Origin of the sequence: Actinomadura madurae, from assembly GCF_047130825.1 — a bacterium.
Taxonomy (GTDB): Bacteria; Actinomycetota; Actinomycetes; order Streptosporangiales; family Streptosporangiaceae; genus Spirillospora; species Spirillospora madurae.
This window is the reverse complement of record NZ_CP083237.1, coordinates 6,809,076-6,833,894: the sequence shown is the minus strand read 5'-3', so window position 1 is coordinate 6,833,894 and position 24,819 is coordinate 6,809,076. Positions and strand designations below refer to the sequence as shown.

23 protein-coding genes are annotated in these 24,819 nt (G+C 72.8%); 9 read left to right on the top strand and 14 right to left on the bottom strand.

Going from position 1 to position 24,819, the window contains the following annotated elements; genetic code table 11:
• Positions 1-74 precede the first annotated feature (74 nt).
• Complete coding sequence (locus K8Z49_RS31335; RefSeq protein ID WP_021593317.1) at positions 75-989, top strand: Rieske (2Fe-2S) protein; 915 nt, start codon at positions 75-77, stop codon at positions 987-989.
• Positions 990-1,347: 358 nt separating this feature from the next.
• Entirely contained in the window at positions 1,348-1,584 is a 237-nt protein-coding gene (locus K8Z49_RS31330; protein WP_075021316.1) for a hypothetical protein, read from the top strand.
• Here the strand turns inward: K8Z49_RS31330 and K8Z49_RS31325 are convergent.
• Entirely contained in the window at positions 1,581-2,351 is a 771-nt protein-coding gene (locus tag K8Z49_RS31325; protein ID WP_021593315.1) for a sulfite exporter TauE/SafE family protein, read from the bottom strand. The genes K8Z49_RS31330 and K8Z49_RS31325 overlap by 4 nt on opposite strands.
• A gap of 85 nt (positions 2,352-2,436) precedes the next feature.
• On the bottom strand, positions 2,437-3,225 hold the full coding sequence (locus tag K8Z49_RS31320; RefSeq protein WP_021593314.1) for an ABC transporter ATP-binding protein: 789 nt from the start codon (positions 3,223-3,225) through the stop codon (positions 2,437-2,439).
• Positions 3,226-3,450: 225 nt separating this feature from the next.
• Here K8Z49_RS31320 and K8Z49_RS31315 point away from each other — a divergent pair, with 225 nt between their 5' ends.
• Positions 3,451-4,218, top strand: coding sequence for a hypothetical protein (locus tag K8Z49_RS31315; RefSeq protein ID WP_021593313.1), 768 nt, complete (start codon positions 3,451-3,453; stop codon positions 4,216-4,218).
• A 159-nt stretch (positions 4,219-4,377) separates the two neighbouring features.
• On the opposite strand, the gene K8Z49_RS31310 is transcribed toward K8Z49_RS31315, so the two are convergent.
• From K8Z49_RS31310 to K8Z49_RS31290, 5 genes are all read right to left on the bottom strand, one after another.
• Entirely contained in the window at positions 4,378-5,094 is a 717-nt protein-coding gene (locus K8Z49_RS31310) for an RDD family protein (protein ID WP_021593312.1), read from the bottom strand.
• Between the two features lie 88 nt (positions 5,095-5,182).
• A complete protein-coding gene (locus tag K8Z49_RS31305; RefSeq protein WP_052357302.1) occupies positions 5,183-5,509 on the bottom strand; it encodes a DUF2752 domain-containing protein in 327 nt (108 codons plus the stop codon).
• A gap of 380 nt (positions 5,510-5,889) precedes the next feature.
• Positions 5,890-6,675 (bottom strand): PP2C family protein-serine/threonine phosphatase, encoded by a 786-nt coding sequence (locus K8Z49_RS31300; RefSeq protein WP_024934465.1) that lies wholly within the window; start codon positions 6,673-6,675, stop codon positions 5,890-5,892.
• Between the two features lie 36 nt (positions 6,676-6,711).
• A complete protein-coding gene (locus K8Z49_RS31295) occupies positions 6,712-7,413 on the bottom strand; it encodes a response regulator (RefSeq protein WP_021593309.1) in 702 nt (233 codons plus the stop codon).
• The gene (locus K8Z49_RS31290) at positions 7,410-8,549 is read right to left on the bottom strand and encodes a GAF domain-containing sensor histidine kinase (protein WP_021593308.1); all 1,140 of its coding nucleotides are present in this window, start codon (positions 8,547-8,549) and stop codon (positions 7,410-7,412) included. The genes K8Z49_RS31295 and K8Z49_RS31290 overlap by 4 nt, the downstream gene beginning before the upstream one ends.
• Positions 8,550-8,763: 214 nt before the next feature.
• Here K8Z49_RS31290 and K8Z49_RS31285 point away from each other — a divergent pair, with 214 nt between their 5' ends.
• The 5 genes from K8Z49_RS31285 (at position 8,764) to K8Z49_RS31265 (ending at position 15,624) form a co-directional block, all read left to right on the top strand.
• Positions 8,764-9,432 (top strand): SDR family NAD(P)-dependent oxidoreductase, encoded by a 669-nt coding sequence (locus K8Z49_RS31285; RefSeq protein WP_021593307.1) that lies wholly within the window; start codon positions 8,764-8,766, stop codon positions 9,430-9,432.
• A complete protein-coding gene (locus tag K8Z49_RS31280; protein WP_412515898.1) occupies positions 9,429-10,790 on the top strand; it encodes an MFS transporter in 1,362 nt (453 codons plus the stop codon). The genes K8Z49_RS31285 and K8Z49_RS31280 overlap by 4 nt, the downstream gene beginning before the upstream one ends.
• Positions 10,787-11,827: an S-adenosylmethionine:tRNA ribosyltransferase-isomerase gene (locus K8Z49_RS31275; protein ID WP_075024226.1), complete on the top strand. Its 1,041-nt coding sequence runs from the start codon at positions 10,787-10,789 to the stop codon at positions 11,825-11,827. The genes K8Z49_RS31280 and K8Z49_RS31275 overlap by 4 nt, the downstream gene beginning before the upstream one ends.
• Positions 11,828-11,894: 67 nt before the next feature.
• Complete coding sequence (gene serB, locus K8Z49_RS31270) at positions 11,895-13,097, top strand: phosphoserine phosphatase SerB (RefSeq protein WP_075024227.1); 1,203 nt, start codon at positions 11,895-11,897, stop codon at positions 13,095-13,097.
• Positions 13,098-13,428: 331 nt separating this feature from the next.
• Entirely contained in the window at positions 13,429-15,624 is a 2,196-nt protein-coding gene (locus K8Z49_RS31265) for an FUSC family protein (protein WP_412515897.1), read from the top strand.
• A gap of 1 nt (position 15,625) precedes the next feature.
• Here the strand turns inward: K8Z49_RS31265 and K8Z49_RS31260 are convergent, their stop codons facing one another.
• The 5 genes from K8Z49_RS31260 to K8Z49_RS31240 all read right to left on the bottom strand — a co-directional run bounded on the left by K8Z49_RS31260 (position 15,626) and on the right by K8Z49_RS31240 (position 20,281).
• Complete coding sequence (locus K8Z49_RS31260) at positions 15,626-16,093, bottom strand: SixA phosphatase family protein (RefSeq protein WP_083598429.1); 468 nt, start codon at positions 16,091-16,093, stop codon at positions 15,626-15,628.
• Between the two features lie 10 nt (positions 16,094-16,103).
• On the bottom strand, positions 16,104-16,226 hold the full coding sequence (locus K8Z49_RS31255) for a hypothetical protein (protein WP_255270371.1): 123 nt from the start codon (positions 16,224-16,226) through the stop codon (positions 16,104-16,106).
• 147 nt (positions 16,227-16,373) lie between these two features.
• Positions 16,374-18,821, bottom strand: a complete 2,448-nt coding sequence (locus K8Z49_RS31250; RefSeq protein WP_111832649.1) for a sodium-translocating pyrophosphatase — start codon at positions 18,819-18,821, stop codon at positions 16,374-16,376.
• Between the two features lie 649 nt (positions 18,822-19,470).
• Positions 19,471-19,911 carry an ATP-binding protein gene (locus K8Z49_RS31245; RefSeq protein WP_021597911.1) on the bottom strand — a complete coding sequence of 147 codons (441 nt, stop codon included), beginning with the start codon at positions 19,909-19,911 and terminating at the stop codon, positions 19,471-19,473.
• Positions 19,912-19,927: 16 nt separating this feature from the next.
• Complete coding sequence (locus K8Z49_RS31240) at positions 19,928-20,281, bottom strand: STAS domain-containing protein (protein WP_021597910.1); 354 nt, start codon at positions 20,279-20,281, stop codon at positions 19,928-19,930.
• Positions 20,282-20,529: 248 nt separating this feature from the next.
• Here K8Z49_RS31240 and K8Z49_RS31235 point away from each other — a divergent pair, with 248 nt between their 5' ends.
• On the top strand, positions 20,530-22,845 hold the full coding sequence (locus K8Z49_RS31235) for a DEAD/DEAH box helicase (protein ID WP_412515896.1): 2,316 nt from the start codon (positions 20,530-20,532) through the stop codon (positions 22,843-22,845).
• On the opposite strand, the gene K8Z49_RS31230 is transcribed toward K8Z49_RS31235, so the two are convergent.
• Together K8Z49_RS31230 and K8Z49_RS31225 are read right to left on the bottom strand one after the other, a co-directional pair.
• Positions 22,842-23,216, bottom strand: coding sequence for a hypothetical protein (locus tag K8Z49_RS31230; RefSeq protein WP_412515895.1), 375 nt, complete (start codon positions 23,214-23,216; stop codon positions 22,842-22,844). The genes K8Z49_RS31235 and K8Z49_RS31230 overlap by 4 nt on opposite strands.
• Before the next feature lie 193 nt (positions 23,217-23,409).
• Positions 23,410-24,816: an FAD-binding oxidoreductase gene (locus K8Z49_RS31225; RefSeq protein WP_412515894.1), complete on the bottom strand. Its 1,407-nt coding sequence runs from the start codon at positions 24,814-24,816 to the stop codon at positions 23,410-23,412.
• Positions 24,817-24,819: the final 3 nt, after the last annotated feature.

Here is a 24,819-nt window from a genome sequence, read left to right as displayed (position 1 = left end):
GGTATGACTGGCCGCAGGTGAACACCGAAGACTAGTGTCGCAACAGGCGTCTCACGGGGCCGCGGAGGAGGGACATGAACCGACGGGTCAACATATTCCGGCGCGGGTCCCGCCCACCGGCGTCCGCGCGCCTGGCCGACGTCACCGAGAACCTCGAGCACGCCCGCGGCCTCGACCGCACCATCCGCGTGCTCTCCACGGCCGTGCGGCGCACGCTGCGTCCCGGGCCCCTCAAGGACACCCTGCACGGCGTCCCGTTCGGGCACCCCGCCCACCCGCCGCTCACCGACGTGCCCATCGGCATGTGGCTGTCCGCCGCCGTGCTGGACCTCATGCCCGGGACGCGCCGCGCCTCCCAGGCCCTCGTCGCCGCCGGCCTCGCCGGCGCCGTCCCGACCGTCCTCACCGGCATCGCCGACTGGTCCGCCCTGCACCGCGAACAGCAGCGCGTCGGGCTGATCCACGCCGCCGGAACGGCCACCGCCGGCATGCTGTACTCGGCGTCCCTCCTCGCCCGCTACCAGGGCCGGGACGCCGCCGGACGCGCCTTCGGCTTCGCCGGCCTCGGCGCCCTGTTCGCCGGCACCTACCTCGGCGGCCACCTCGCCTTCCGGCAGGCCGCCGGCGCCAGCCACGCCGACCAGCTCGCCCACCTCGTCCCGCTCGGCTGGCACGACCTGTGCGCCGCCGACGAACTCCCCGACGGCTGGCCCGTCGCCCGCCGCCTCGGCTACATCAGCCTCTTCGTCCTGCGCCGCGGCGACGACGTCCACGTCCTCGCCGACCGCTGCAGCCACCTCGCCGGCCCCCTCCACCAGGGCCGAATCATCACCGACGACAACGCCGACACCTGCGTCGTCTGCCCCTGGCACGGCAGCACCTTCCGCGTGGCCGACGGCTCCGTCCTCCACGGCCCCGCCACCGCCCGCCAACCCACCTTCGAGACCCGCGTGACAGAAGAGGGCGTCCTCCAGGTGAAGCCGGTTTAGCCCTGTTGGCCCAGGGGGGCGACCCCCTGGAACCCCCGTTACGAGCCGGTCGATCCTCACGCCACGGTGCGGCTTGTCGTGACCGTGCGGGTTTGTGGCGTGTCGCTGCGGTCGCCCGGCTCGACGGGCATGCGCGCTCCGCTCGCTGCGCTCGCTCCGCGCGCCTGCCCGTGGCCTCAGCCGAGCTTCAAGCCCCGAGAGGGTGTGAATTGTGCTCGTTCAAGAGGGGTCGAGCGGCTCGTTCGAGAGGGTTCTCGGGGGCGGGAGACCTGGTGTTTTGTGGGGTTCTGGGGGATTCGGCGAGGGAGGTTCGGGGTATAAGTCGAATATATGTTCGACTAGGTGAGGGGTCGCGGGGATGAAGGGCGACTGGGTCGAGATCGTGGTGGACGCCGGGGGCGACGGGACGCGGACGTACGAGATCACGGCGAGCCGCGCGGGGCGCCGGGTGGAGGTCGCGACCCGGCGCGGCGTCGTGGAGGTCAGCGAGGTCACCCGCACGGGCACCGCCGTCAGGACGGCGCGCTTCATGGCCAGCCGGGTCCTGGCCCTGGTGGAGCACCCCACCGGGGACGGCCGCGAGGACGAGGGCTAGAGCACCAGGTTCACGATGGCGACCAGGCCGACGACGACGATCACGCCGCGGAGCGCCATGGGCGGGATGCGCCGGCCGACGGAGGCGCCGATCATGCCCCCGCAGGTGGAGCCGGCCGCGATGAGCAGGACGACCCACCAGTCGATCCCGGTGTCGCCGAACAGCCACGTCAGCGTGAACAGGATCGCGGCGGTGCCGTTGACGACGGCCGACAGGACGTTCTTGCCCGCGTTGAGGCGCTGCAGGTCGTCGTCCAGCATGATGCCGAGCAGCGCGATGAGGATGATGCCCTGCGCGGCGCCGAAGTAGCCGCCGTACATGCCCGCGAACAGGACCCCGACCCACAGCGTCGCGCCGCCGTGCGGACGGCGCTCGCCCTCCCGGCGGCGCACCATCCACTTCTGGAGGCGGGGCTGCACGACGACCAGGACCAGCGCGATCGCGATCAGCGCGATGACGATGACGTTGAACGCCTTCTCGGGCAGGCCGAGCAGCAGCAGGGCGCCGATCACCGAGCCGGCGCAGGACGCGGTGGCGAGCCGCAGCAGCCGGCCGCGCTGGCCCTCCAGCTCCTTGCGGTAGCCGATGGCGCCCGTCACGCCGCCCGGGACGAGGCCGATGTTGTTCGACACGTTCGCGACCACCGGCGGGTAGCCGAGCGCGACCAGGGTCGGGAAGGTGATCAGGGAGCCGGACCCGACGACCGTGTTGATGCCTCCGGCGGCCACTCCGGCCGCGAAGACGGCGACCGCGTCCAGCAGATCCAAGTAAGTCCCATCCCTGCGTCATGTGTTACTGAACGGCGCACACATCGTAGGGACCGCGCGGTGACCACCTGGGCACTGGGGTCGGTCAGCGGGCGGAGCGGGCGTACCAGCGGCCGTTCTGCCGCTCGATCGTGAGCGGGATCCCGAAGGTGTCCGACAGGTGCTCCTGGGTGAAGACCTCGTCCACCTTGCCCTGCGCGACGATCTGCCCGCCGCGGAGCAGCAGCGCGTGGGTGAAGCCCTCCGGGACCTCCTCCACGTGGTGCGTCACCATCGCCATGGTGGGCGCGGACGGGTCGTCGGCGAGGGCGGCGAGGCGGGCGACGAGGTCCTCGCGGCCGCCGAGGTCGAGACCGGCGGCGGGCTCGTCCAGGAGCAGCAGCTCGGGGTCGGGCATCAGGGCGCGGGCGATCTGGACGCGCTTGCGCTCGCCCTCCGACAGGGTGCTGAACGTGCGGCGGATCAGGTCGGCGCAGCCGAGGGCCTCCAGCAGCGCGACGGCCCGGCCCACGTCGGTCGAGTCGTACTCCTCCTGCCAGCGGCCGAGGATCGCGTACGAGGCGGTCAGCACCAGGTCGATGACCGTCTCGTTGGTCGGGACCTTCTCCGCGACCGACGAGCTGGCGATGCCGATGCGGGGGCGCAGCTCGAACACGTCGGTGCGGCCGAGCTCCTCCTCCAGGATCTCGACGGCGCCGTCGGTGGGATGCAGCATCGCGGCGGCGACCTGGAGCAGTGTCGTCTTGCCGGCCCCGTTCGGGCCGACGATCACCCAGCGGTCGCCCTCGTTGACGGTCCATGTGACGTCGCGCAGCAGGTGGGCCCCGCCGCGCCTGACCCCGACTCCGCGGAGCTGAAGTACCTCGCCTGCCATCGCGTGCCTTCGTCCCCAATCCGGTGGTCCCGTGGTCCGGTTCAGGAAAGAACCTATGCGATCCGGGACGGGCGTGGGCCACCCGGTTCGGTCGGAATCGGCGGTCCGGGAACGCTCCCGCACCGCGAGAGGTCTGTTACGTCCGGTGGCACCGGCGATCCGAGCGCTTATCGTGGTTCGCATGCCCATTGCGAAGTGTCCGGGACAGGGAATGAGCACGAACGAATGAGCAGGGGCGTCGCGATCGCTCTGGTCGCCTGGGGCAATGCGTGGCTGACGGGCAGCGTCGGCCTGGACGAGGCGGTCGACGAGATCGAGAAGAGCGGCGGCCCGCAGATCGTCGGCGGCGAGCCCGCCGAGGTGACGCTGCGCCGCGGGCTCGGTGACCTGCGCGTCGGCGGGATGGCGGCGCTGCGGCTGGCACTGCCCGAGCCGGGCGACCCGCTCGGGCTGACCGGCCCGCCGGGCCTCAACGCCGCGGCGGTCGAGGCGGGGGCGGCCGTCGTCGCCGTGCTCGACGGGCGGGCGATGGGGCTCGTCCCGTCCGAGGACAGGCGCGGCTCGTCGTACGTCGGCGTCCGCTGGACGACGCACGACGCGTCGCCGGTGCCGCCGGACGTCCCGTCCCTCGCCGAGGCCGACCACCGGCTCACCCTCGCGATGCGGGACGCGACCGAGGCGCTGCTGACGGTGGACGACTTCGCCGGCGTCCCGCCCGAGATCGCCGACGCGCTCGTCGACCTGCGCGACCCCGACCGCGGCGACCATCCGCTCGCCCCCGGCTACCCGCCCCGCGCCCACCGCGTCGCGGCCCTCGCCGGGCGGCTGTCGCTGGTGGTCGACCTGGCCCGCCAGATGGACGACCGCGGCCTCAGCGCCGACCAGATGAGCCGCCGCGGCGAGGCCCTGCGCCTCCTGGACGGCGCCGTCCGCCGCGCGCTGGTGGCGGCCTGCAACAGCGCGTTCGACCCGGTACCTGGAGCGGAGCGCTAGCGGAGCGGAAGGTACCGGGTCGAACCCCTCCGGGGGGGCGTGGGGGTTCTCCCCCACAATGACCCGACCCGGTACCTGGAGCGGAGCGCTAGCGGAGCACCCTCCCTGTAAAGCGAAACGGGGCGCCCCGGTGGGGGCGCCCCGTTTTTGCAGGTGTGGTCAGGCGCGGACCACGAGGGTGTTGCAGATCTTGTCGGCGAAGGTCTGCTTGCGGTCGTCCCACAGCGGCCAGAGGAAGCCGATGTAGCAGGCGAAGCTGTCCGCGACGTGCGCGATCTTGCGGACGAACGCCATACCGAAGCCGATCGGCTGGCCGGTCTGGGCGCTGACGAGGCGGATGCCCATCTGGCGCTTGCCGATGGACTGGCCGGTGGTGCCCTCCTGGTAGCAGATCCAGAGGCCGCCCGCGATGGAGATGGCGGCGCCGATCAGCATGAGCAGCAGGCCGAACAGGGCCGCGCCGCCGCTGCCGGAGCTGGACAGGATGATCATCAGGATGTACAGCACGAACACCGGACCGGCGAAGATCAGGTAGTCGATGATGTAGCCGCCCGCACGCGAGCCCCACTCGGCCAGCTGGCCGGTCGAGCCGTAGTGGTGGTGGTGGACCTCCTGGTACCCCGGCTGGGCGGGTGCGCCGTAGCCGGGCTGGGCGGGAGGCTGCTGGCCGTACCCCGGCTGGGCGGCCGGGGGCTGGCCGTAGCCCGGCTGCGCCGGGGGCTGACCGTACCCGGGCTGCGCCGGGGGCTGACCGTAGCCCGGCTGGGCCGGGGGCTGCTGACCGTAGCCGGGCTGGGCCGGAGGCTGCTGGCCGTACCCGGGCTGTTGCTGCCCGTAGCCCGGCTGCTGACCGTACGGGTCGTAGGGGTTACCCACACTTGCTCCTTATTGATTGACCCTGTGGTTATGTGACGCCCGCCGGACCCGGTGGGCTCCGCAAGTCTGACCGAGGATCGACCGCGGCTCAAACGCGCAGAACACCGAACCGGACGAGCTGCCACAGCTCCGCCCCCGCGAGGGCGGTGCCGAGCATCCAGGCACGGGTCTTCGGCTGGAGTGCCCACCACCGGCCTCCCAGGCCCAGCGGTGCGGCGGCGACGACGACGGCGCCGGCGAGCGCGACCGGGTTCGCGAGGACGGCCTGGGCGGGACGCCCCGAGCCGAACTCGATGAACACGGTCGTGCCCCCGCACATGGGACACGGGATTCCGGTGAATGCCCTCAGGGGACAGAGCACACCGGGGTCGTTCACGCGGTGGATCCAAGCCGCGCCGATGGCCGCGGTGGCCATCGCCGCGACGCGCAGCACGACACCCAGGGGTCCGTGCCGCGCTGCGGTGAGGGTCCGGCTGACGATCCCCCCGAGCACACCTTCCGGTGTACCGGCGGGCGCCGTCCCGGGCGCTCCCCCCAACGAATCCTCCGCCTCAGTACGTACAGGTGAGTGACCCGTATACCGGGTGCACCCTGAGGCGGGTCAAGCGCGGGCAACGATCCGCTACCGGACCGTTACGCGGCGCAGGGCGACACCACCTCGGGGTAAGAGTAGGACAAAACGGCAGCTACGTGCGCACTCTTTAGCGGGACGAGTATGAATGAATCGGCCGGATCCCGCCGTGCCGGCGGCGTTCACGCGAGAGCAGGGACCGCGTGACGCCGGATCCGCGGGGGTCAGCTCTGCGCGGCGGCACCGACGACCATGGGACCCTCGGCGCCGGTGAAGTGCTCCGCCTCGACGACGTCGGCGATGACCGCGGTGATGTTGTCCGGTCCGCCGTTCTCCCGGGCCAGCTCGATCAACCGGTCGACGGCCCGCTGCGGGTCGGCCTCGGCGGACACCACCTCGTAGATCTGCTGCGCGTCGACCGGGCCGCTCAGGCCGTCCGAGCACAGCAGGTAGCGGTCGCCGAGGCGGGCCTCGCGGAGGCGCAGGTCGGGCTCGCGGTCGTCGCGGCCGTCCAGTACCCGGTACAGGACGTGCGACAGCCGCGACGTCTCGGCCGGGTCGGCGGTCTGGCCCGCCTGCTCGGCCTCCGCCTTGAGCAGCTCGTCCATCGTGTGGTCCTGCGTCATCTGGAAGAGCTCGCCGTCGCGCAGCAGGTAGCCGCGCGAGTCGCCGACGTGCGCCAGCGCGACGGACTCGCCGGACCAGAGCATGGCGGTGAGCGTGGTGCCCATCCGGCTCAGGTCGGGGCGCTCCTCCCGGACGATGCGCAACTTCTCGTTGGCCTCGGCCACGGCGCGGCCCAGCATGTCGACAAGATCGTCTTCACGGGCATCGGTGTCCAGCGAGCGCAAGGAGCCGATCACGGTCGAGCTCGCGACCTCGCCGCCCGCATAGCCGCCCATGCCGTCCGCGACCGCGATCAACCGTGCACCGGCGTACCCGGAGTCCTCGTTGTTCTCCCGGTTGCACCCGATGTCACTGCCTGCTGCGTACCTGATTGCTACGTTCATACCAATTTCGATGACGATCCTGTCAGAGGAGTTGTATCAGCCGCGGGCGGTGGTCTCCCCGGTTTCCCCGGCCGCGCCGGACGTTCCGACACCGTGCCGGACCGCGTACAGCGCCGCCTGCGTCCGATCCTGGACTCCCAGTTTCATGAGCAGATTACTGACGTGCGTCTTGACCGTCTTCTCGGACACCACGAGCGCGCGGGCGATCTCCCGGTTGGACCTGCCCCGCGCGATGTGCACGAGCACCTCCCGTTCCCGTTCGGTCAGCGCGGCGAGGCCGCGGTCGTCCCCACCGCCGCCGTCCGCCGTCCCGTCCCGCAGCATCGCCTCGGCCGCGTCGGGCGCGAACAGCACGTGCCCGTCGTGGACCGCCCGGATCGCCTGGACGAGCGCCTGCGGGTCGACGTCCTTGTACAGGTACCCGGCCGCACCCGCCTGTACGGCCGGCAGCACGTGCCCGCGCTCCGTCACGCTGGTCAGGACCAGAACCCGTGCCTGCACCCCACGAGCCCGCAGCTCCGTCAGCGCGGTGAGGCCGTCGGCGCCGGGCATCTTGAGGTCCATGAGCACGATATCGGGCTCCAGGGATTCGGCCAGTGTCACGGCCGACGTCCCGTCCTCGGCCTCGCCGACGACCTCGATGTCGTCCTGGATGCCGAGGAAGGTGCGCAGCCCCTGCCGGACGACCGGGTGGTCGTCGGCGATCAGCACCTTGATCGCTTCGCGCCGCGGGCTCACAGGGGCACCTCCAGCCGGACGGTGGTGCCCCTCCCCGGGGCGGCGTCGATCGTGAGCGCCCCGCCGATCGAGTACGCCCTGTCGCGCATGGAGGCGAGCCCGAGCCCGCCCTGCGGATCGGTGTCGGACGCGTCGAACCCGGCGCCGTCGTCGGAGACCTCCAGCACCGCACGGTCGTGCTCGGTGCCGAGACGCACCTGGACGGTCCGCGCACCGGCGTGTCTCAGCGCGTTGTAGAGCGCCTCCTGCGTGATGCGGAACGCGACGGCCTCGTGTTCCTCCGGCAGGACGACGGCCTCGTCGGCGGTGATGCCCACGGCCGTCTCGTAGGCCCGGTCCAGCACCTCGACGTGCTTGCGCAGGGACGAGACCAGGCCGTCCGCGAGATCGGCCGGACGCAGCTCGAAGATCACGGCGCGCAGCTCGGCGAGGGCCTCGGCGGCGAGCCGCTCCACCTGCTCCAGCTCCTTGACGGTCCGGCCGGGGTCGCGCTCGGCCAGCGCGGCCGCGGTGCGCGCCGTCAGCCGCAGCGAGAAGAGCTTCTGCGCCACCGCGTCGTGCAGCTCGCGGGCCAGCCGGTTGCGTTCGGCGACGACCGTCAGCTCGCGGTTGCGCTCGTAGAGGCGGGCGTTCGTGATGGCGATCGCGGCGTGCGCGGCGAACAGGGTGAGCACGTCCTCGTCGTCCTGGCCGAAGCCGCCCGGACGCCGCTTGTTGGCCAGGAAGATGATGCCGATGACGTCCTCGCCGTCGCGGATCGGCACGCCGAGGAAGTCCTTCAGGACGGGATGCGCGACCGGCCACCCCTCGAACTCGGGCTCCCGGCGGATGTCGGCGAGCCGCTTGGGCGTGTCGCCGTGCAGCATCGCGGCGAGCATGCCGTGCTGGCGGGGCAGCGGGCCGATGCGCTCCCAGTCCTCGTCGGAGACGCCCTCGACGACGAACTCGGCGAACGAGCCCTCGTCGTCGGGCACGCCGAGCGCCGCGTACCTGGCGTCCAGCAGCTGCGCCGCCGCCCGGACGATGACCTGGAGCACCTCGTGCACGGACAGGTGCCGGGTGACCGCGAGCACGGCGGAGCTCACGGCGTGCAGGGTCGCGCCCTGGTCGCCGCGGCAGGCGTCGTCGGTCTCCATCCCGGCCTCTCGGTCTCCCCCTGCGAGCGCCCCGCGGTGCTCACATGTGAAGACCGTACTCTCTGGGCGCGTCTTCCCGAATCAGCCGGAGGAAGTACGTGCCGGCGCGGTGCCGTCCCCCGGGAGGGGACACCGGTCCTAGGACCATCTGACGACGGTCCCGGGGGCCCGTCGGCCGATGTCCCGGAACGCCCCGGTTCCTAGCGTCGAGAGCATGAAGACGGCACTGATCACCGGAGCCTCCCGGGGGCTCGGGCGGGCGCTCGCCCGCGGCCTCGCCGAGGACGGCTGGAACCTCGTCATCGACGCGCGCGACGCGGCGGCGCTGGCGGCGGTCGCGGACGAGACCGGCGCGACCGCGATCGCGGGGGACGTCACCGACCCCGCGCACCGGGCCGCCCTCGCCCGCGCGGCCGGCGGCGGGCTCGACCTGCTCGTCAACAACGCGAGCACGCTGGGCCCGACGCCGATGCCGCGGCTCGCCTCGCTCCCCGCCGACGCCCTGGCGGACACGCTCGCGACGAACGTCCTCGCGCCGCTCGCGCTGATCCAGGCCGTGCTGCCGGGCCTGCGGGAGCGGCGGGGCGCGATCCTCAACATCACGTCGGACGCGGCCGTGGAGAACTACGAGACGTGGGGCGGCTACGGGACGTCCAAGGCGGCGCTGGAGCAGCTGTCGAACGTCCTCGCCGCCGAGGAGCCCGGCGTCGCCGTGTGGTGGGCGGACCCGGGCGAGATGAACACCGCCATGCTGCGCGCGGCGGGCGAGGACGCGGACGCGGCACCGCCGCCCGAGCAGGCCGCCGCCGTGCTCCGCGGGCTCGTCGCCGACCGCCTCCCGAGCGGCCGGTACCGGGTGGCGGACCTGGCGGGCGCGCGATGACGACCGTCCTGGAGCCCGGACGGGAGACGGTCGCCGGGCGGAGCGTGATGGGGTCCGGGCTGCGGGGCGCGACGCTCGGGATCGTCATGGTCGTGACGCTGCTGGCGTTCGAGAGCATGGCCGTCGGCACCGTCATGCCGCTGGTCGCGGGCGACCTGAACGGCCTGTCGCTGTACGCGTGGGGCTTCAGCTCCACCCTGATCACGAGCCTGCTGTCCACGGTGCTGGCGGGCGGCTGGGTCGACCGGTCCGGGCCGTCCCGGCCGCTGATGATCGGGCTCGGCACGTTCGTCGCCGGGCTGGTGGTCGCGGGCGCGGCGCCGTCGATGTGGCTGTTCGTCGCCGGGCGCGCCGTCCAGGGCCTCGGCACGGGCGTCGCGCTGGTCGCGATGTACGTGGTGATCGCCCGCGTCTACCCCGAGGAGATGCGGTCCCGGGTGTTCGCGGCGCTGTCGGCGGCGTGGGTGCTGCCGTCGCTGATCGGCCCCGCGGCGGGCGGCGCCGTGGCCGAGCACATCGGCTGGCGGTGGGTGTTCCTCGGGCTGATCCCGCTGGTGGTCCCGCCGACCCTGCTTCTGCTGCCGGTGCTCCGCGGCATCGGGACGGTCACCGGCTCCTCGGTGGCGGGACGGCCGCGCTACCTCGCCGCCGCCCTGGTCGCCGCGGGGGCCGGGACCCTCCTGTACGGCCTCGACGGGACGGGCTGGACGATCGTGCCCGCGGTCCTCATCGGCCTCGCCGGCCTGGCGTTCGGCCTGCCGCGCCTGCTGCCCGCCGGGACGCTCCGGTTGCGCCGCGGGCTGCCGAGCGTCGTCCTCGTGCGCGGCCTGCTGGCCGGCGCGTTCTTCGGAACCGACGTGTTCATCCCCTTGGCCTTGACCCGGCTGCACCACTTCACCGCCACGCAGGCGGGGATCGTCCTGACGGTCGGCGCGCTCGGCTGGTCGGCGGCGTCCCAGATCCAGGCCCGCTCCGAGCGGTCCCGCGAGTTCTTCGCCGTCCTCGGCGCCGTGTTCCTCGCGGGCGGGATCGTCCTCGCCACCGTCGCCCTCCAGATCTCCGGCTGGCTCACCGCCCCCGCCTGGATCATCGGCGGCGCCGGGATGGGCTTCTCCATCGGCAGCCTCTCCGTCCTGCTCCTCGACCTGTCGCCCGAGGACGAGCAGGGCGTCAACTCGTCCGCGCTGCAGATCAGCGACACCCTCGGCTCGTCCCTCGTGGTCGGGGTCGCGGGCGCGCTGGTCACCGGCTTCGGCGCGGCCCGGCTCGGCGCCGGGCTCGCCGTCGCCGGAGCGCTGTTCGCCGCGATCGCCGTGTTCGGCGTGATCGCCGCACTCCGCCTGGAGGTCCGGAAATGACCGTCGAGTTCACCCTGCCCCCGGCCCTGGAGGCGCACGAGCCGCCCGAAGCGCGCGGCCGGACCCGCGACGGCGTCCGGCTCCTCGTCGGGCGGCGCGCCACCGGCGAGGTCGCCCACCACGAGTTCCGCGACCTGCCCGCGCTGCTGGACCCGGGCGACCTGCTCGTCGTCAACACCTCGGCCACGCTGCCCGCCGCCGTCCGGCTCGACCGGATCAGCGTGCACTTCTCCACCCCGGTGCCCGGCGCGGACGACCGGCTGTGGATCGTCGAGCTGCGCCGCCTCGCCGGCAAGTCCAGCCGCCCGTACTCCGGCGGCTGCCCCGGCGAGTGGATCCCGATGCCCGGCGGCGCCACCCTCACCCTCGTCGGACGGCACGCCGCCGGATCCCGGGAGTCCGACCGGCTCTGGCAGGCCCGGCTGAGCACCGACGTCGTCCCCTACCTGCGGCGATACGGGACGCCGATCCGGTACGGGTACGTGCGCCGCGACTGGCCGGTCTCCGCCTACCAGACGGCCTTCGCCCACGACCGCTCGACGGGCAGCGCGGAGATGCCGAGCGCCGCCCGCCCGTTCACGCCCGAGCTCGTGACGCGCCTGGTCTCCCGCGGGGTGCTGTTCGCCCCGCTCACCCTCCACACGGGCGTCGCGTCGCCCGAGGCCCACGAGCCCCCGTACGCCGAACGCTACGAGGTCCCCGAATCGACGGCCGCGCTCGTCGAGCACGTCCGCTCGCGGGGGCGCCGGGTGATCGCCGTCGGCACGACCGCCGTGCGCGCCCTTGAGACGTCCGCAGACGCCTTTGGACGCGTCCAACCGTCCTCGGGCTGGACGGAGCACGTCGTGACGCCCGAGAGCGGCGTCCGGGCCGTGGACGGGCTCCTCACCGGCCTGCACGAGCCCCGGTCGTCCCACCTGATGATGCTCACCGCCATCGCGGGCCGCGAACTGCTCGCCGCCACCTACGAGTCCGCCCTGGCCGAGGGCTACCTCTGGCACGAGTTCGGCGACCTCAACCTGATCGTGGCCGGTTAGTCCCCCCGTCTCGCATGCCGGACCTGCCGGACGAGGCGTGCGGCGCGGCCGGTACCGTTGTGAACGTATGGACGGGTCAGCGCAGCGCACGCTGCTCATCACGCTCACCGGACGCGACCGCCCCGGCGTGACGTCGCGTCTCTTCCGGACACTCTCCCAGTTCCCGCTGACGGTCGCCGACGTCGAGCAGGTCGTCATCCGCGGCCGGCTCGTCCTCGGCGTCCTGCTCGCCTACACCGAGGGCGCCGACATCGGACGGGTGTGGAACGCCGCCGAGCACGTCGCGAACGACCTCGACATGGAGATCGAGCTGTCCACCGGGCGCAACAAGCGGACGCACCGGCCCGGCGGCCGGCTGCACGTCACCGTCCTCGGCAACCCGCTCAAGCCCGCCGCCATGGCCGGGATCGCCGGCCGGATCTCCGCCCACGGCGCCAACATCGACCGCATCGAGCGGCTCGCGCAGAACCCCGTCACCTGCATCGAGATGGACGTCTCCGGCGCCGACCCGGACGCGCTGCGCGCCGGGCTCGCCGTCGAGGCCGCCGAGCAGCAGGTCGACGTCGCCGTCCAGCAGGGCGGCCTGCACCGGCGCGCCAAGCGGCTGATCGTCATGGACGTCGACTCCACCCTCATCCAGGGCGAGGTCATCGAGCTGCTCGCCGAGCACGCCGGCTGCCTGGACGAGGTCGCCAAGGTCACCGAGGCCGCCATGCGCGGCGAGCTGGACTTCGAGGGCTCCCTCCGCGAGCGGGTCGCCCTCCTCGCCGGGCTGGACGCCTCCGCCATCGACGACGTCCGCGGCAAGCTGCGGCTGGCCGCCGGCGCCCGCACCATGGTCCGCACCCTCAAGCGCCTCGACTACAAGTTCGCGATCGTCAGCGGCGGCTTCACCCAGGTCACCGACGCCCTCGTCGACGACCTCGGCATCGACTACTCCGCCGCCAACACCCTGGAGATCGCCGGCGGCAAGCTCACCGGCCGCGTCACCGGCCAGGTCATCGACCGCGCCGGCAAGGCCGCCGCCCTGGAGCGCTTCGCCCGCGAGGCCGGCATCCCGGTCAGCCAGACGGTCGCGATCGGCGACGGCGCCAACGACCTCGACATGCTCCAGGCCGCCGGCCTCGGCATCGCCTACAACGCCAAACCGGTCGTCCGCCAGGCCGCCGACACCGCCGTCAACGTCCCCTACCTCGACACCATCGTCTTCCTCCTGGGCATCTCCCGAGAAGAGGTAGAGGCCGCAGACGCTCTAGATTCCCAGGGGTAGCGACCCCCCTGGAACCCCCCGTCACGACGCAGGCGATCCTCACGCCACGGTTGCGGTCTGTCGTGCCTGTACTGACGTGCGCGGCGTCCCTGCGGTCGCCTGCGTCGACGGGCATGCGCCCTCCGCTCGCTGCGCTCGCTCCACGCGCCTGCCCGTGCCCCCGGCTGATGTTCGGACTCCAAGAGAGCGCGAATCGAACCTCCGCCACGAGGCGGGTGAGGTTCGGGGGGAAGGGGGGTTCGGGTAGATCTGGATCATGTTGCGGCGGCCGGTGGGGGCTTATGCGCGGGTTCGGGAGACCCTGGCCCGAGCCCATGGGCAGGTGGCACCCATGTACGGGGTGGCCGCCGCTGTGGCCATGGCCCTGCCCCTGCTCGTGGGGGCGGTGAACGAGCATCCGGCGCAGGGGTCGATGGTCGCGCTCGGGGCCTATCTCGTCGCCCTGCGGGCGCCCGAGGGGCCCTACGGGGCGCAGGCGCGGAACCTGGCCGCAGGGGTGCTGATCGTGTCGGTCGGCGCGGGGGTGGGCGGGCTGCTCAGCGAGCACCGGTGGCCGACCGTGCTCGTGGTGCCGCCGCTGGTCGCGCTCGGGGTGGCGGTGCCGCGGATCGGGGCGACGGCGAGCCTCGCGGTGCTGCTGAGCGCCGTCCGGCCGGAGTCCGCGGACGTCCTGAACGTCGGCCTGCTGGAGCTGGCCGGCGGGCTGCTCACCGCGCTGCTGCTGCTGGCGCCGTACCCGGCGCGGCGGCTGCTGCCGCTGCGGGAGGCGCTGAGCGAGGCCTCCGACGCGGTCGCGGAGGCGCTGGACGCCGTCGCGGAGGACGTGGGGGCGCCCGACGCGGCGCCGCTCGACGCGGTCGAGCTGACGAACCCCGACCTGCTGGCCGTCACCCGGATCCCGGACTGGGAGGCCAAGCGCCGGGCCGCGTCGGAGGCGCTGACGGCGGCGCGCTCCACCTACGCGCTGTACCGGTCCGGACGCGGGGACGGGGACCCCACGCGGCCCGAGCGGCTCATCGACGCCCTCGGCCGCGTCCTGCACGAGACGGTGACGCTGCAGGCCGTCCTGGAGGCGGCGAAGAACTACCCGCCGGACCGCGAGTGGCGGCTGGAGACGCAGACGGCGATCTCGGCGCTCGCGGCGCGGCTGCGGCTGCTCGCCGGCGCGATCGCGACGGCGGGCGAGGCGCCGCTCGGCCGGGAGGAGTCCGCCGCCGTCCGGCGGATGGGGCGCGCCGCCGAGCAGATCAGGCGCGCCGGGCTCGCCGGCGACGAGGACCTCGTCGCGGTCGCGCTGATCGGCCAGGTGCGCCGCTCCATCGACCGCATCGCCGGCGAGGTCGCGTCCGCGCGCCGCGTCGTCGCGGGCGGGCTGCGCATCGGGCTCGGCGCGCCGCGCATGCCGGACACGCTCGATCCGACGCCGGCATGGGACCGGCTGCGCCGCGCCGTCCGGACGCGGTCCCCGAGGTTCCGGCAGGTGTCGCGGGTGTTCGTGACGGCGCTGGTGTCGATGGCGCTGGCCGCCGCGTTCGAGATCCCGCACGGGCACTGGATGACGATCACCGCGATGCTGAGCCTGCGCGCCACCTACGGCGAGACGGTCGAGCGGCTCGTCCAGCGGGTGGGCGGGACGGCGGCCGGGTCCGTCGTGGCGGCGGTGATCCTCACCCTGGCGCCCGGGGAGATCACGATCGCGCTGACCGTCCTCTGCTTCGCCGTCGCCGGGTTCGCGATGAAGCCGGTGAACTACTCCTACTGGGCGCTGTTCGGGACTCCGCTGGCGATGCTGCTGCTCGACTTCTCCACGCCCGCCGACTGGCGCACCGCCGGGGAGCGGATCGGGCTGACGTTCGCGGGGACGCTGATGGCCTACCTCGCCGTCCGGCTGCTGTGGCCCGCGGGGCACCTGGAGCGGCTCCCCGTCCAGCTCGAACGGCTGCTGCGGACGCACGCCGGCCTCATCCGCGCCACGGCGGACGTCCTCGCCGGGGAGCGCGTCCGGCTGCCGCACGAGACGATCGTGGCGGCGGAACGGGCGGCGGAGGCGGTCGCCGAGACCCGGACGCGGCTCGGCCAGGAGCGGCTGCCCGACACCGAGCTGATCGCCCTGCTGCGCCGGACCGTGGACGCCGCGCACCGCAGCCGCGACCACCTGATCGCGGTGGCGCGGCTCGCCCGCGAGAAGGCCGTGGACACCGGCCCGATCCCCGAGATCCTCGACCGGGTCGCCGACCAGCTGGAGGAGGCCGCCGGGCTCCTGGAGGAGCCGGCGGACCTCGACCCGGAGGCCGGCACGCCGGCCGAGGAGCTCAGCGAGGAGCTCGCCGACCTCGACGCGCACCTGTCCACGCTGACGCGGCGGCGGCGCGCCGAGATCAAGGCCGGTGTCGGGCGGGACGAGCCCACCCCGCTCCGGCACGCCCTCCTCCAGGTGTCCGGCACCCGCCACACGATCCGGGCGCTGCGCCGGGACGCGGCCACGGTCATCGACACGGCGCTGGAGGCCGCCGAGCCGCGTTCCTGAGTCAGCCCTTCGGGGTGTGGACGGTGCGGAGCGTGCCGGCGCCGGGCCGCGCGTCCGTCCACGCCCCCGGCAGGTCGATCACGGCGAGCGCGCAGGTGGGGAAGGAGTCGGGGGCCTGCCCGGTCAGGTCGTGGACGAGCTGGTGCACCGACGGGTTGTGCCCCACGAGCAGCACCCGCCCGGCGTCCTCCGGCGCCTCGGAGACGAGGGAGAGGAGGTGGTCGGGGTCGTTGCCGTAGATCCCGGCCTCGAAGCTCACGGCGGCGTCGAGCGACAGCAGGTCCAGGGTCTCGCGCGTCCGCGCCGCCGTGGAGCACAGGACGTGGTCGGGGACGAGGTCGCCGGCGCGCAGCCAGTCGCCGGTGGCGGCGGCGTCGCGCCGCCCGCGGTCGTTGAGGGTCCGGTCGATGTCGGACGTGCCGAGGCCGGCGACGGCCTTGGCGTGGCGGAGCACGATGAGCGTCGGCATGGCCGCCACCCTACGGCGCGACCAGCGCCGCGATGCCCCAGAGCACGAGCATGACGAGAAGCATCCCGCCGATCACGACGGCGAACCCCTTGGGCCCCGACATGCCCGGCTTCCCGCTGCCGCTGCTCGCCAAGGCCGCCTCCTGAAATCTGGGTCCGGGCGCGGGACGTCCGAGCCCTCGCGTACAGCGTACGACCGGTGCCGGGTGATCCAGACACGGCCCCGGGGAACGCGGAAGGGGCCGGTGGCGCGTCGCCACCGGCCCCTCTGCCTCAAGCGGTCAGGACTTGCCGGACGGCTCCTCGCTGCCCGACTCGGCACCCTCGGCGCCCACCACGGCCTCCTCGGGGCCCTCCTCGATGGCGCCGCCCTTGGCCTCGCCGCTCTCCGTCGCCTCCGGGGAGCCGCCCTCGACGGCGGGCTCCGCGGGCGGCTCGCCGATCGGGTCGGCGCGCCGCTTGGAGATCACGATGGCCGCGACGATGACCGCGACGGACAGCACGGTCACCGCGACGCGCAGCAGGGTGTTGCCCGCGTAGGTGACCACCGCGTCCGCGATCAGCAGCGCGACCAGGTTCATCACCTTGATCAGCGGGTTGATCGCGGGGCCGGCGGTGTCCTTGAACGGGTCGCCGACGGTGTCGCCGATGACGGTCGCCTCGTGCGCCTCGCTGCCCTTGCCGCCGAGGTGGCCCTCCTCGACGAGCTTCTTGGCGTTGTCCCAGGCCCCGCCGGAGTTGGACAGGAACACCGCCATCAGCACGCCCGCCGCGATGGCGCCGCCCAGGAAGGCGCCGAGCGGCGCGTACCCGAGGGCGAAGCCGACCGCGATCGGCGTCATGATGGCCAGCAGGCCGGGGGTGGCGAGCTCGCGCTGCGCGTCCCGGGTGCAGATGTCCACGACCCGGTCGTAGTCGGGCTTCTCGGTGTAGTCCATGATCCCGGGCTTGGTGCGGAACTGCTCGCGCACCTCGACCACGACCCGGCCGGCGGCCCGGCCGACGGCCATGATCGCCAGACCGGAGAACAGGAACACCACGGCCGCGCCGACGATCAGGCCGATCAGCACGTTCGGGCTCGCGATCGACAGGTTGAACGCGAGGAACTCGTCGCCGATCGCGTCCTTGGCGCTCTGCGACGCGTCGCTCAGCGCGGCGATCACCGTCGTGCGGAAGGAGCCGAACAGCGCGGTCGCGGCGAGCACCGCCGTCGCGATCGCGATCCCCTTGGTGATCGCCTTGGTGGTGTTGCCGACCGCGTCCAGCCGCTCCAGGACGGACGCGGCCTCGCCCTGGACGTCCCCGGACATCTCGGCGATGCCCTGGGCGTTGTCGGAGACGGGGCCGAACGTGTCCATCGAGACGATCACGCCGACCGTGGTGAGCAGCCCGGTGCCGGCCATCGCCACCGCGAACAGCGCGACGGTGGTGTTGCCGAAGCCGAGCAGGAACGCCCCGTACACGGCGCCGCCGATGACGAGCGCGGTGTAGACGGCCGACTCCAGCCCGAGCGAGATGCCGGACAGGATGACGGTCGCGGGGCCGGTCCGGGCGCTGCCGGTGACCTCCTTGACCGGCCTGCGGTTGGTCTCGGTGAAGTAGCCGGTGAGCAGCTGGATGGCGCTGGCCAGCACGATGCCGATGAGGACCGAGCCGAGCGCGACCCAGCGCGGGTCGGCGTCCAGGCCGCGGATCTCGGCGTCGGTGACGTTGCTCAGGTCGGCGAACGACGAGGGCAGGTAGGTGAACGCGGCGATCGCGACGAGGACCGCCGAGATCCCCGCGGAGATGAAGAAGCCCCGGTTGATCGCCGTCATCCCGGAGCGGTCGCCGGTGCGGGGGGCCACCGCGAAGATGCCGATCACCGCGGTGATCACGCCGATCATCGGCACGATCAGCGGGAACACCAGGCCCTCGTTGCCGAACGCCGCGGTGCCGAGGATCAGCGCCGCGACGAGCGTGACCGCGTACGACTCGAACAGGTCGGCGGCCATGCCGGCGCAGTCGCCCACGTTGTCGCCCACGTTGTCGGCGATCGTCGCCGCGTTGCGCGGGTCGTCCTCGGGGATGCCCTGCTCGACCTTGCCGACGAGGTCGGCGCCGACGTCGGCGGCCTTGGTGAAGATGCCGCCGCCGACACGCATGAACATGGCGAGCAGCGCGGCGCCGAAGCCGAAGCCCTCCAGCACCTTCGGCGCCTCGCCCTGGTAGGCCAGGACGACGACCGCGGCGCCGAACAGGCCGAGGCCGACGGTGAACATGCCGGCGACGCCGCCGGTGCGGAAGGCGATGCGCATCGCCGTCTTCTCGCCGCCCTGCTCGCGCGCGGCGGCGGCGACCCGGACGTTGCCCCGGACGGCCAGCCACATGCCGGTGAAGCCGGTGACGGCGGAGAACAGCGCGCCGATGACGAAGAAGACGGACCGGCCGATCCGCTCACCCGTGGAGTCGGCCGGCAGGAGCAGCAGAACGAGCGGGATCAGGACGACGAAGACCGCGACCGTTCGGAACTGGCGTTTCAGATAGGCGCTCGCACCTACCTGTACCGCTCGCGCGATCTCCTGCATCTTGTCGGTGCCCTGGCCAGCGGCCAGGACATCGCGCACGAGACCCGCGGCGACGGCCAGTGCGAGCAGCGCGATCACGGCGACGACGACGACCAGGGAGAGGTCGCCGCCGCCGAGATCCACTTCTGCGCTGGCCGGGCTTGACAGGGAAAACCCGGACATCCGTCCTCCTCGACAGGGGCATTGCGTCTCGATCGCCCAAAAGACGATCTTTACCGCGTACCCCGCGAGTCATGATTTCGAACGCCTCGCACGGCAACGCGGGTGCGGGGAGTCTACGCACGTACAAGGCGATTGTTAAGGCCGCGACACCCCTGATGAAGATGTCGCCGAAATGCAATCCGCGATACGCCGGAAATTGACCTATTAGCCTGATCAACGGCCATCGGCCCAGGTCAACCCGGGCCAGCTCACTATTACCCCGCCGTTACCTTGACAGGCGCAGGGACCTATGGCGCTTCGGCGTCTCCACCGGCGTCCCCAATCAAGCTAGGCATTAACACGGATTATGTCCAGACCCAAATCGGGACGATCTTGGGTTGATCACGAGAGAATCTCACACCACAGGCACCACACGCCCCACCGGCCCCACCCCGGGAGCGTCGCGGGGCGGTCGCCGGGGCCGCCCTCGCCCGGACCGTCCTGGGGCCACCCCCGGGGTTGCCGGAGGCCGTCCTGGAGCCGTCGCCGGGGCCGTCCTGGGTCGGCCCGGGGTCGACCCGGGGGTCGCCGGAGGCGGTCCCGGGGCCGGACACGGCGAAGGCCCCGCCGGGGTGGCGGGGCCTTCGGCCGCGAGCGAGGACGGGGCGCGTCAGATGGTCGCCTCGGCTTCGGCCGGCCAGCTCATCCGGATCTGCACGCCCTTGGGCGTGGCGGCGATCTCCACGTCGTCGGCGAGCCCGGCGATCACGGCCAGGCCCAGTTCGGCGGTGCCCTCTCCGAGCCCGTACTCGAGCTCGTCCGCGGACGGGGCGGCCGACAGGCCCCCCGCCGTCTCGTCACCGGGCACGGTGTCGCTGACGGTGACCTCGAAGCGGCGGTCGGCGCCGCTCAGCTCCAGGCGGACGGGCTCGTCCGGGCAGTGCCGCCGGTGCGCCTCCACGGCACGCGAGCACGCCTCCCCGACCGCGAGCCGCACCTCGTCCAGCAGGGGTTCGGCGACTCCGCTGCGGCGGGCGACGGCGGTCACGATCAGCCGGGCCGTCCGGACGTGGACGGGGAGCGCGCTGAAGGACAGTTCAACGGTCGACATCTCAGCCGCGGGCCGCCTACTTGGCGCCCTTGCGCTTCTCCTCGGCCTCGGCGATCGAGTCGTGGATGCCGAAGACCTTGGTCAGCCCCGTGATCCGGAAGATCTTGAGGATGCGCTCCTGGGTGCACACCAGCTCCAGCGAGCCGTCGTGGGCGCGCACCCGCTTCAGCCCGCCGACGAGGACGCCGAGCCCGGTGGAGTCGAGGAACTCCACCTTCTCCATGTCCACGAGCAGGTGGAACTTGCCCTTGTTGACCAGGTCGATGAGCTTCTCGCGAAGCTTCGGCGCCGTGTAGACGTCGATCTCGCCCTCCACGTTGATGACGGTGAGGCCATCGTCGGTGGTGTAGTCGTTCACCTTCAGGTCCACAGATCCTCCACGCGCCGTGCAGCACTATCCGATCCCGGCGTCCGGACCGCCCGAGCGGCGGCGTCCACCGAGACTTCGCCGTGATTCAACCACGCTCCGGCGCCGTGCACGCAGGTAATCGCCCACACGGGCGAAAGTTCGCGCCATCCCGTCTGACCTGCTGATCTCAGGGCCAGGGCAGGGGGTAACAGCCCTCCGTCGCCGGGGCGTTCCCGTTGTTTTGCCCAGGCTGGCAAACTGAAAACCTGATGGGCGCCCAAAGATCTTCAACTCCCCTGGACCGGCTGCTCGCCGACCCTGCGCGGCGCGATCGCATCACCCATGTGGAGAGCGTTCCCGCACGTCAGGGCCGCCACGCGAGCTGGCCGTCCTGGGCTCATCCGCTCCTGCTGGACCGGCTGGCCGCGGCCGGCATCGACGCCCCGTGGGAGCACCAGGCCGCGGCGGCCGAGCACGCCCGCGCCGGCCGGTCTGTGATCATCGCCACAGGCACCGCGTCCGGAAAATCGCTGGCCTACCTGCTGCCGGCCGTCGAGGCGATCTACGCGGGCGACGAGGACGCCCACCGCGAGGGGACGGTCCTCTACCTCTCGCCGACGAAGGCCCTCGCGGCCGACCAGCTGCGCGCGCTCCGCTCCCTCCGTCTCACGCGCGTCCGGGCCGCCACCTACGACGGCGACACTCCGCACGACGAGCGGACGTGGGTCCGGCAGCACGCCAACTACGTGCTGACCAACCCCGACATGCTGCACAGGTCGATCCTGCCCGGGCATACGCGCTGGTCGTCGTTCCTCCGCCGCCTCCGGTATGTGGTCATCGACGAGGCGCACGGGTATCGCGGCGTATTCGGGTCCCATGTCGCGCACGTCCTGCGCCGCCTGCGCCGGCTCTGCGCGCGCTACCGCTCGTCCCCCACGTTCATCCTCGCTTCCGCGACGGCGTCCTCCCCCGCGATCGCCGCGTCCCGCCTCACCGGGCTGGACGTGGTCGCGGTCGACGACGACGCCTCGCCACGCGGCCCCGCCACGTTCGCGCTGTGGGAACCGCCGTTGACCGACCTGCGCGGTGAGCGCGGCGCCCCTGTACGCCGTACCGCCACGGCCGAGGCAGGCGACCTCTTGGCCGACCTGGTCGTCGAGGGCGTTCAGACGCTCGCGTTCGTCCGGTCACGGCGCGGTGCGGAGTCGGTGGCCCTCAGCGCCAAGCGCGCACTGCACGAGGCAGCGCCTGACTTGGCGGAACAGGTCGCCGCCTACCGCGCCGGCTACCTGCCCGAGGAGCGGCGCGCCCTGGAAGCCGCCCTGCGCTCGCGCTCGATCATCGGCCTGGCGAGCACGAACGCCCTGGAGCTGGGCGTCGACGTCTCCGGGCTCGACGCCGTCCTCGTGTGCGGGTGGCCGGGGACGCGCGCGTCCCTCTGGCAGCAGGCGGGACGTGCCGGACGTTCCGGGCAGGCCGCCCTGTCGGTCCTCGTGGCGCGGGACGACCCGCTCGACACGTTCCTCGTCCACCATCCGGAGGCGATCTTCGGGACGCCGGTCGAGGCCACCGTCCTCGATCCCGACAACCCCTACGTCCTCGAACCCCACCTGTGCGCGGCGGCGTCCGAGATGCCGCTGACCGAGGACGACCTCCCGCTGTTCGGCCCCGCGACCGCCGACCTGCTGCCCGACCTCGTCCGCCGCGGGCTCCTCCGCCACCGTCCCGCGGGCTGGTACTGGACGCGCCGCGACAAGGCCGCCGACCTCGCCGACATCCGGGGGGCGGGCGGCGCCCCCATCCAGGTCGTCGAGCTGTCCACCGGACGCCTGCTCGGCACCGTGGACGAGGCCTCCGCGCACACCACCGTCCACGAGGGCGCCGTCTACATCCACCAGGGCGAGTCGTTCATCGTCCACACCCTCGACCTGGACGACGGCGTCGCGCTCGTGGAGGCCGCCGACCCCGACTACTCCACGACCGCCCGCGACGTGACCGACATCGGCATCGTCGAACGGCTCCGCTCGGTCTCCTGGGGCGAGGCCACGCTCTGCTTCGGAACCGTCGAGGTCACCCGCCAGGTCGTCGCCTACCAGATGCGGCGCCTGCAAACGGGCGAGATGCTCGGCGAGAAGCCCCTGGACCTGCCGCCCCGCACCCTCCGCACGCGCGCCGTCTGGTGGACGCTCTCCGAAGACCAGATCTCACGCTTGGACGACCTCGACCTGGCGGGCGCCGCCCACGCCGCCGAACACGCCTCGATCGGCCTGCTCCCCCTGTTCGCCACATGCGACCGCTGGGACATCGGTGGCGTCTCCACGGCCGTCCACCCCGACACGGGGCTGCTCACCGTCTTCGTCTACGACGGCCACGAAGGCGGCGCGGGCTTCGCGGAACGCGGCTACGCCGACGCGGCGTCCTGGCTGCGGGCGACGCGTGACGCCATCGCGTCCTGCGAATGCGACTCGGGCTGCCCGTCCTGTATCCAGTCGCCCAAGTGCGGTAACGGCAACGACCCCTTGGACAAGCGCGGCGCCCTGGACCTCCTGGCCGTCCTCCTGGACGGAGCCCCCCGAGAGCGTTAGGCGTTGGGCGCCATGCGCTGCGCGGAGACGGGCGGCTGGTCGTCCATGCCCCGGCGCGCCTGGGCCAGGGCCTGCTGGAGCTTGCGCCGCTCGATCTCCAGCGTCTGCAGCGACTCCTCGTGCTCGTCCCGCAGATCCCTCAGTTCCCGCCGCATGTTCATCGCGCGCCGGAAGCCCAGCATCGCGACCGTCACGCCCGCCATCAACACGATGGCGACCACCGCACCGGCCATGAAGACATGCCACTGCGCCGTGACCCCCGGCACGTCGTTCCCGAACACGGCCATCTCGGCGGCGCCGCCGTTGTCCAGCACCACGGCCACCCCGACCGCGACGGCGGCGAGCGCGACGATCAGTCCCAAGAAGATCATGCGGAGGGTCTCCTCTCCAACGGGCCCCACCGGCCCGGAACGGGCCGGAATCCCGGGCGACGGGCCGCATTACCGGACGATCCGACTCGGCATGGCAGCCTAGACCCTGCCCAAACCGGTCGCCAGCCCTTCCTGATCATCGGAACCCGCCGCCGCCGTCCGGCCACGCAAGGTCACCCGGCGCCGGCGGGCGTCACGTGAGGGCGGGCTCCGCGGGGAGGGTCGGCCGGATGTTCTGGTTCAGACGGAACAGGTTCGCGGGGTCGTAGGCGTCCTTGAGCGCGACCAGCCGGGCGTACTTCTCCTCGCCGAACGCGTCGCGGACCCGGTCTCCCTCCGCCGTGAAGTTGAGGTAGGACGCACCCGTGCTGAACGGGCGCAGCGCGGCCGCGAACCTGCGTGTGGCGGCGGTCATCGCGGCGTCGTCGGCCGGATCCGACCACACCGCGATCGGATGGAACAGGTAGCGGGCGTCGCGGTGCGAGAAGGCGGTCGCCTCGTCCGGCACCCGGGCGACGCCCTGGCCGATCCGGAAGAGGACCATCTGGCTCAGCGGCGCCCCGCGCCCGGCCAGGTCGACGGCGTGGGAGAGGTAGACGTCGATCGCCGCGTCGTCCAGGTCCCGCATGTACTCGCCGCGCCAGTAGTTGCGGAAGCCCGGCGGACAGGTCGGGTCGAGGATCGCCTGGAACTCGGTGTAGGGCATCGGTGAGATGAGGTCGACGGCCGGCCCCATCTCCCGGAGCGGCCGGATCGCGTCCTCGCCGAGTTCCGGGGCCCCGACGTAGAGCACGAGCACCCCGAACACCGGTTTCCCCACGAGCTCCGGCGGGACGAACGGCGCGGACGGCGCGGTGAGGACGGCACAGGACGTGGACAGCTCGTCGGGCGCGGCGTCCGCCCAGTCGCGCCACCGGCGCACGAGTTCCGGTGCCCGCTCGACCGGGAAGGCCGTCAGCCCGGCGAGGACGGTCGGGCCGAGCGGCTCCAGCCGGAACTCGAACTCGGTGACGATGCCGAAGTTCCCGCCGCCGCCGCGGATGCCCCAGAACAGCTCGGCGTTGTCGTCCTCGCTGGCCCGCACGATGCTCCCGTCGGCGAGCACGACCTCCGCCGAGACGAGGTTGTCGCAGGCCAGCCCATACTTCGAGGACGTCCAGCCGTAGCCGCCGCCGGTCGTGAACCCGCCGATGCCGGTCGTGGTCACCCGCCCGCCGGGGGTGTGCAGCCCCTCCGCCTGGGTGGCCGCGTCGTACTCCCCCCACAGCACGCCGCCGCCCGCCGTGGCCGTCCGCGCGACCGGGTCCACGGTGACCGACTTCAGCCCGCCTAGATCGATCATCATGCCGTCGTCGCAGGTGGCGAGCCCCGCGACGCCGTGGCCGCCGGAGCGGACCGCCACGAGCAGCTCGTTGTCGCGCGCGGTGTCGACCGCCGCGGCGACGTCCGCCGCGTCCGCGCACCGGGCGATGACCGCCGGGCTGCGGTCGATCATCCCGTTGAAGACGCTCCGTGCCTCGTCGTATCCGGGCTGGGACGGCAGGAGCACCGTGCCGGAGAACCCGCCTTTGAGGGCGTTCACCACGTTGATCGGGGCCATCAC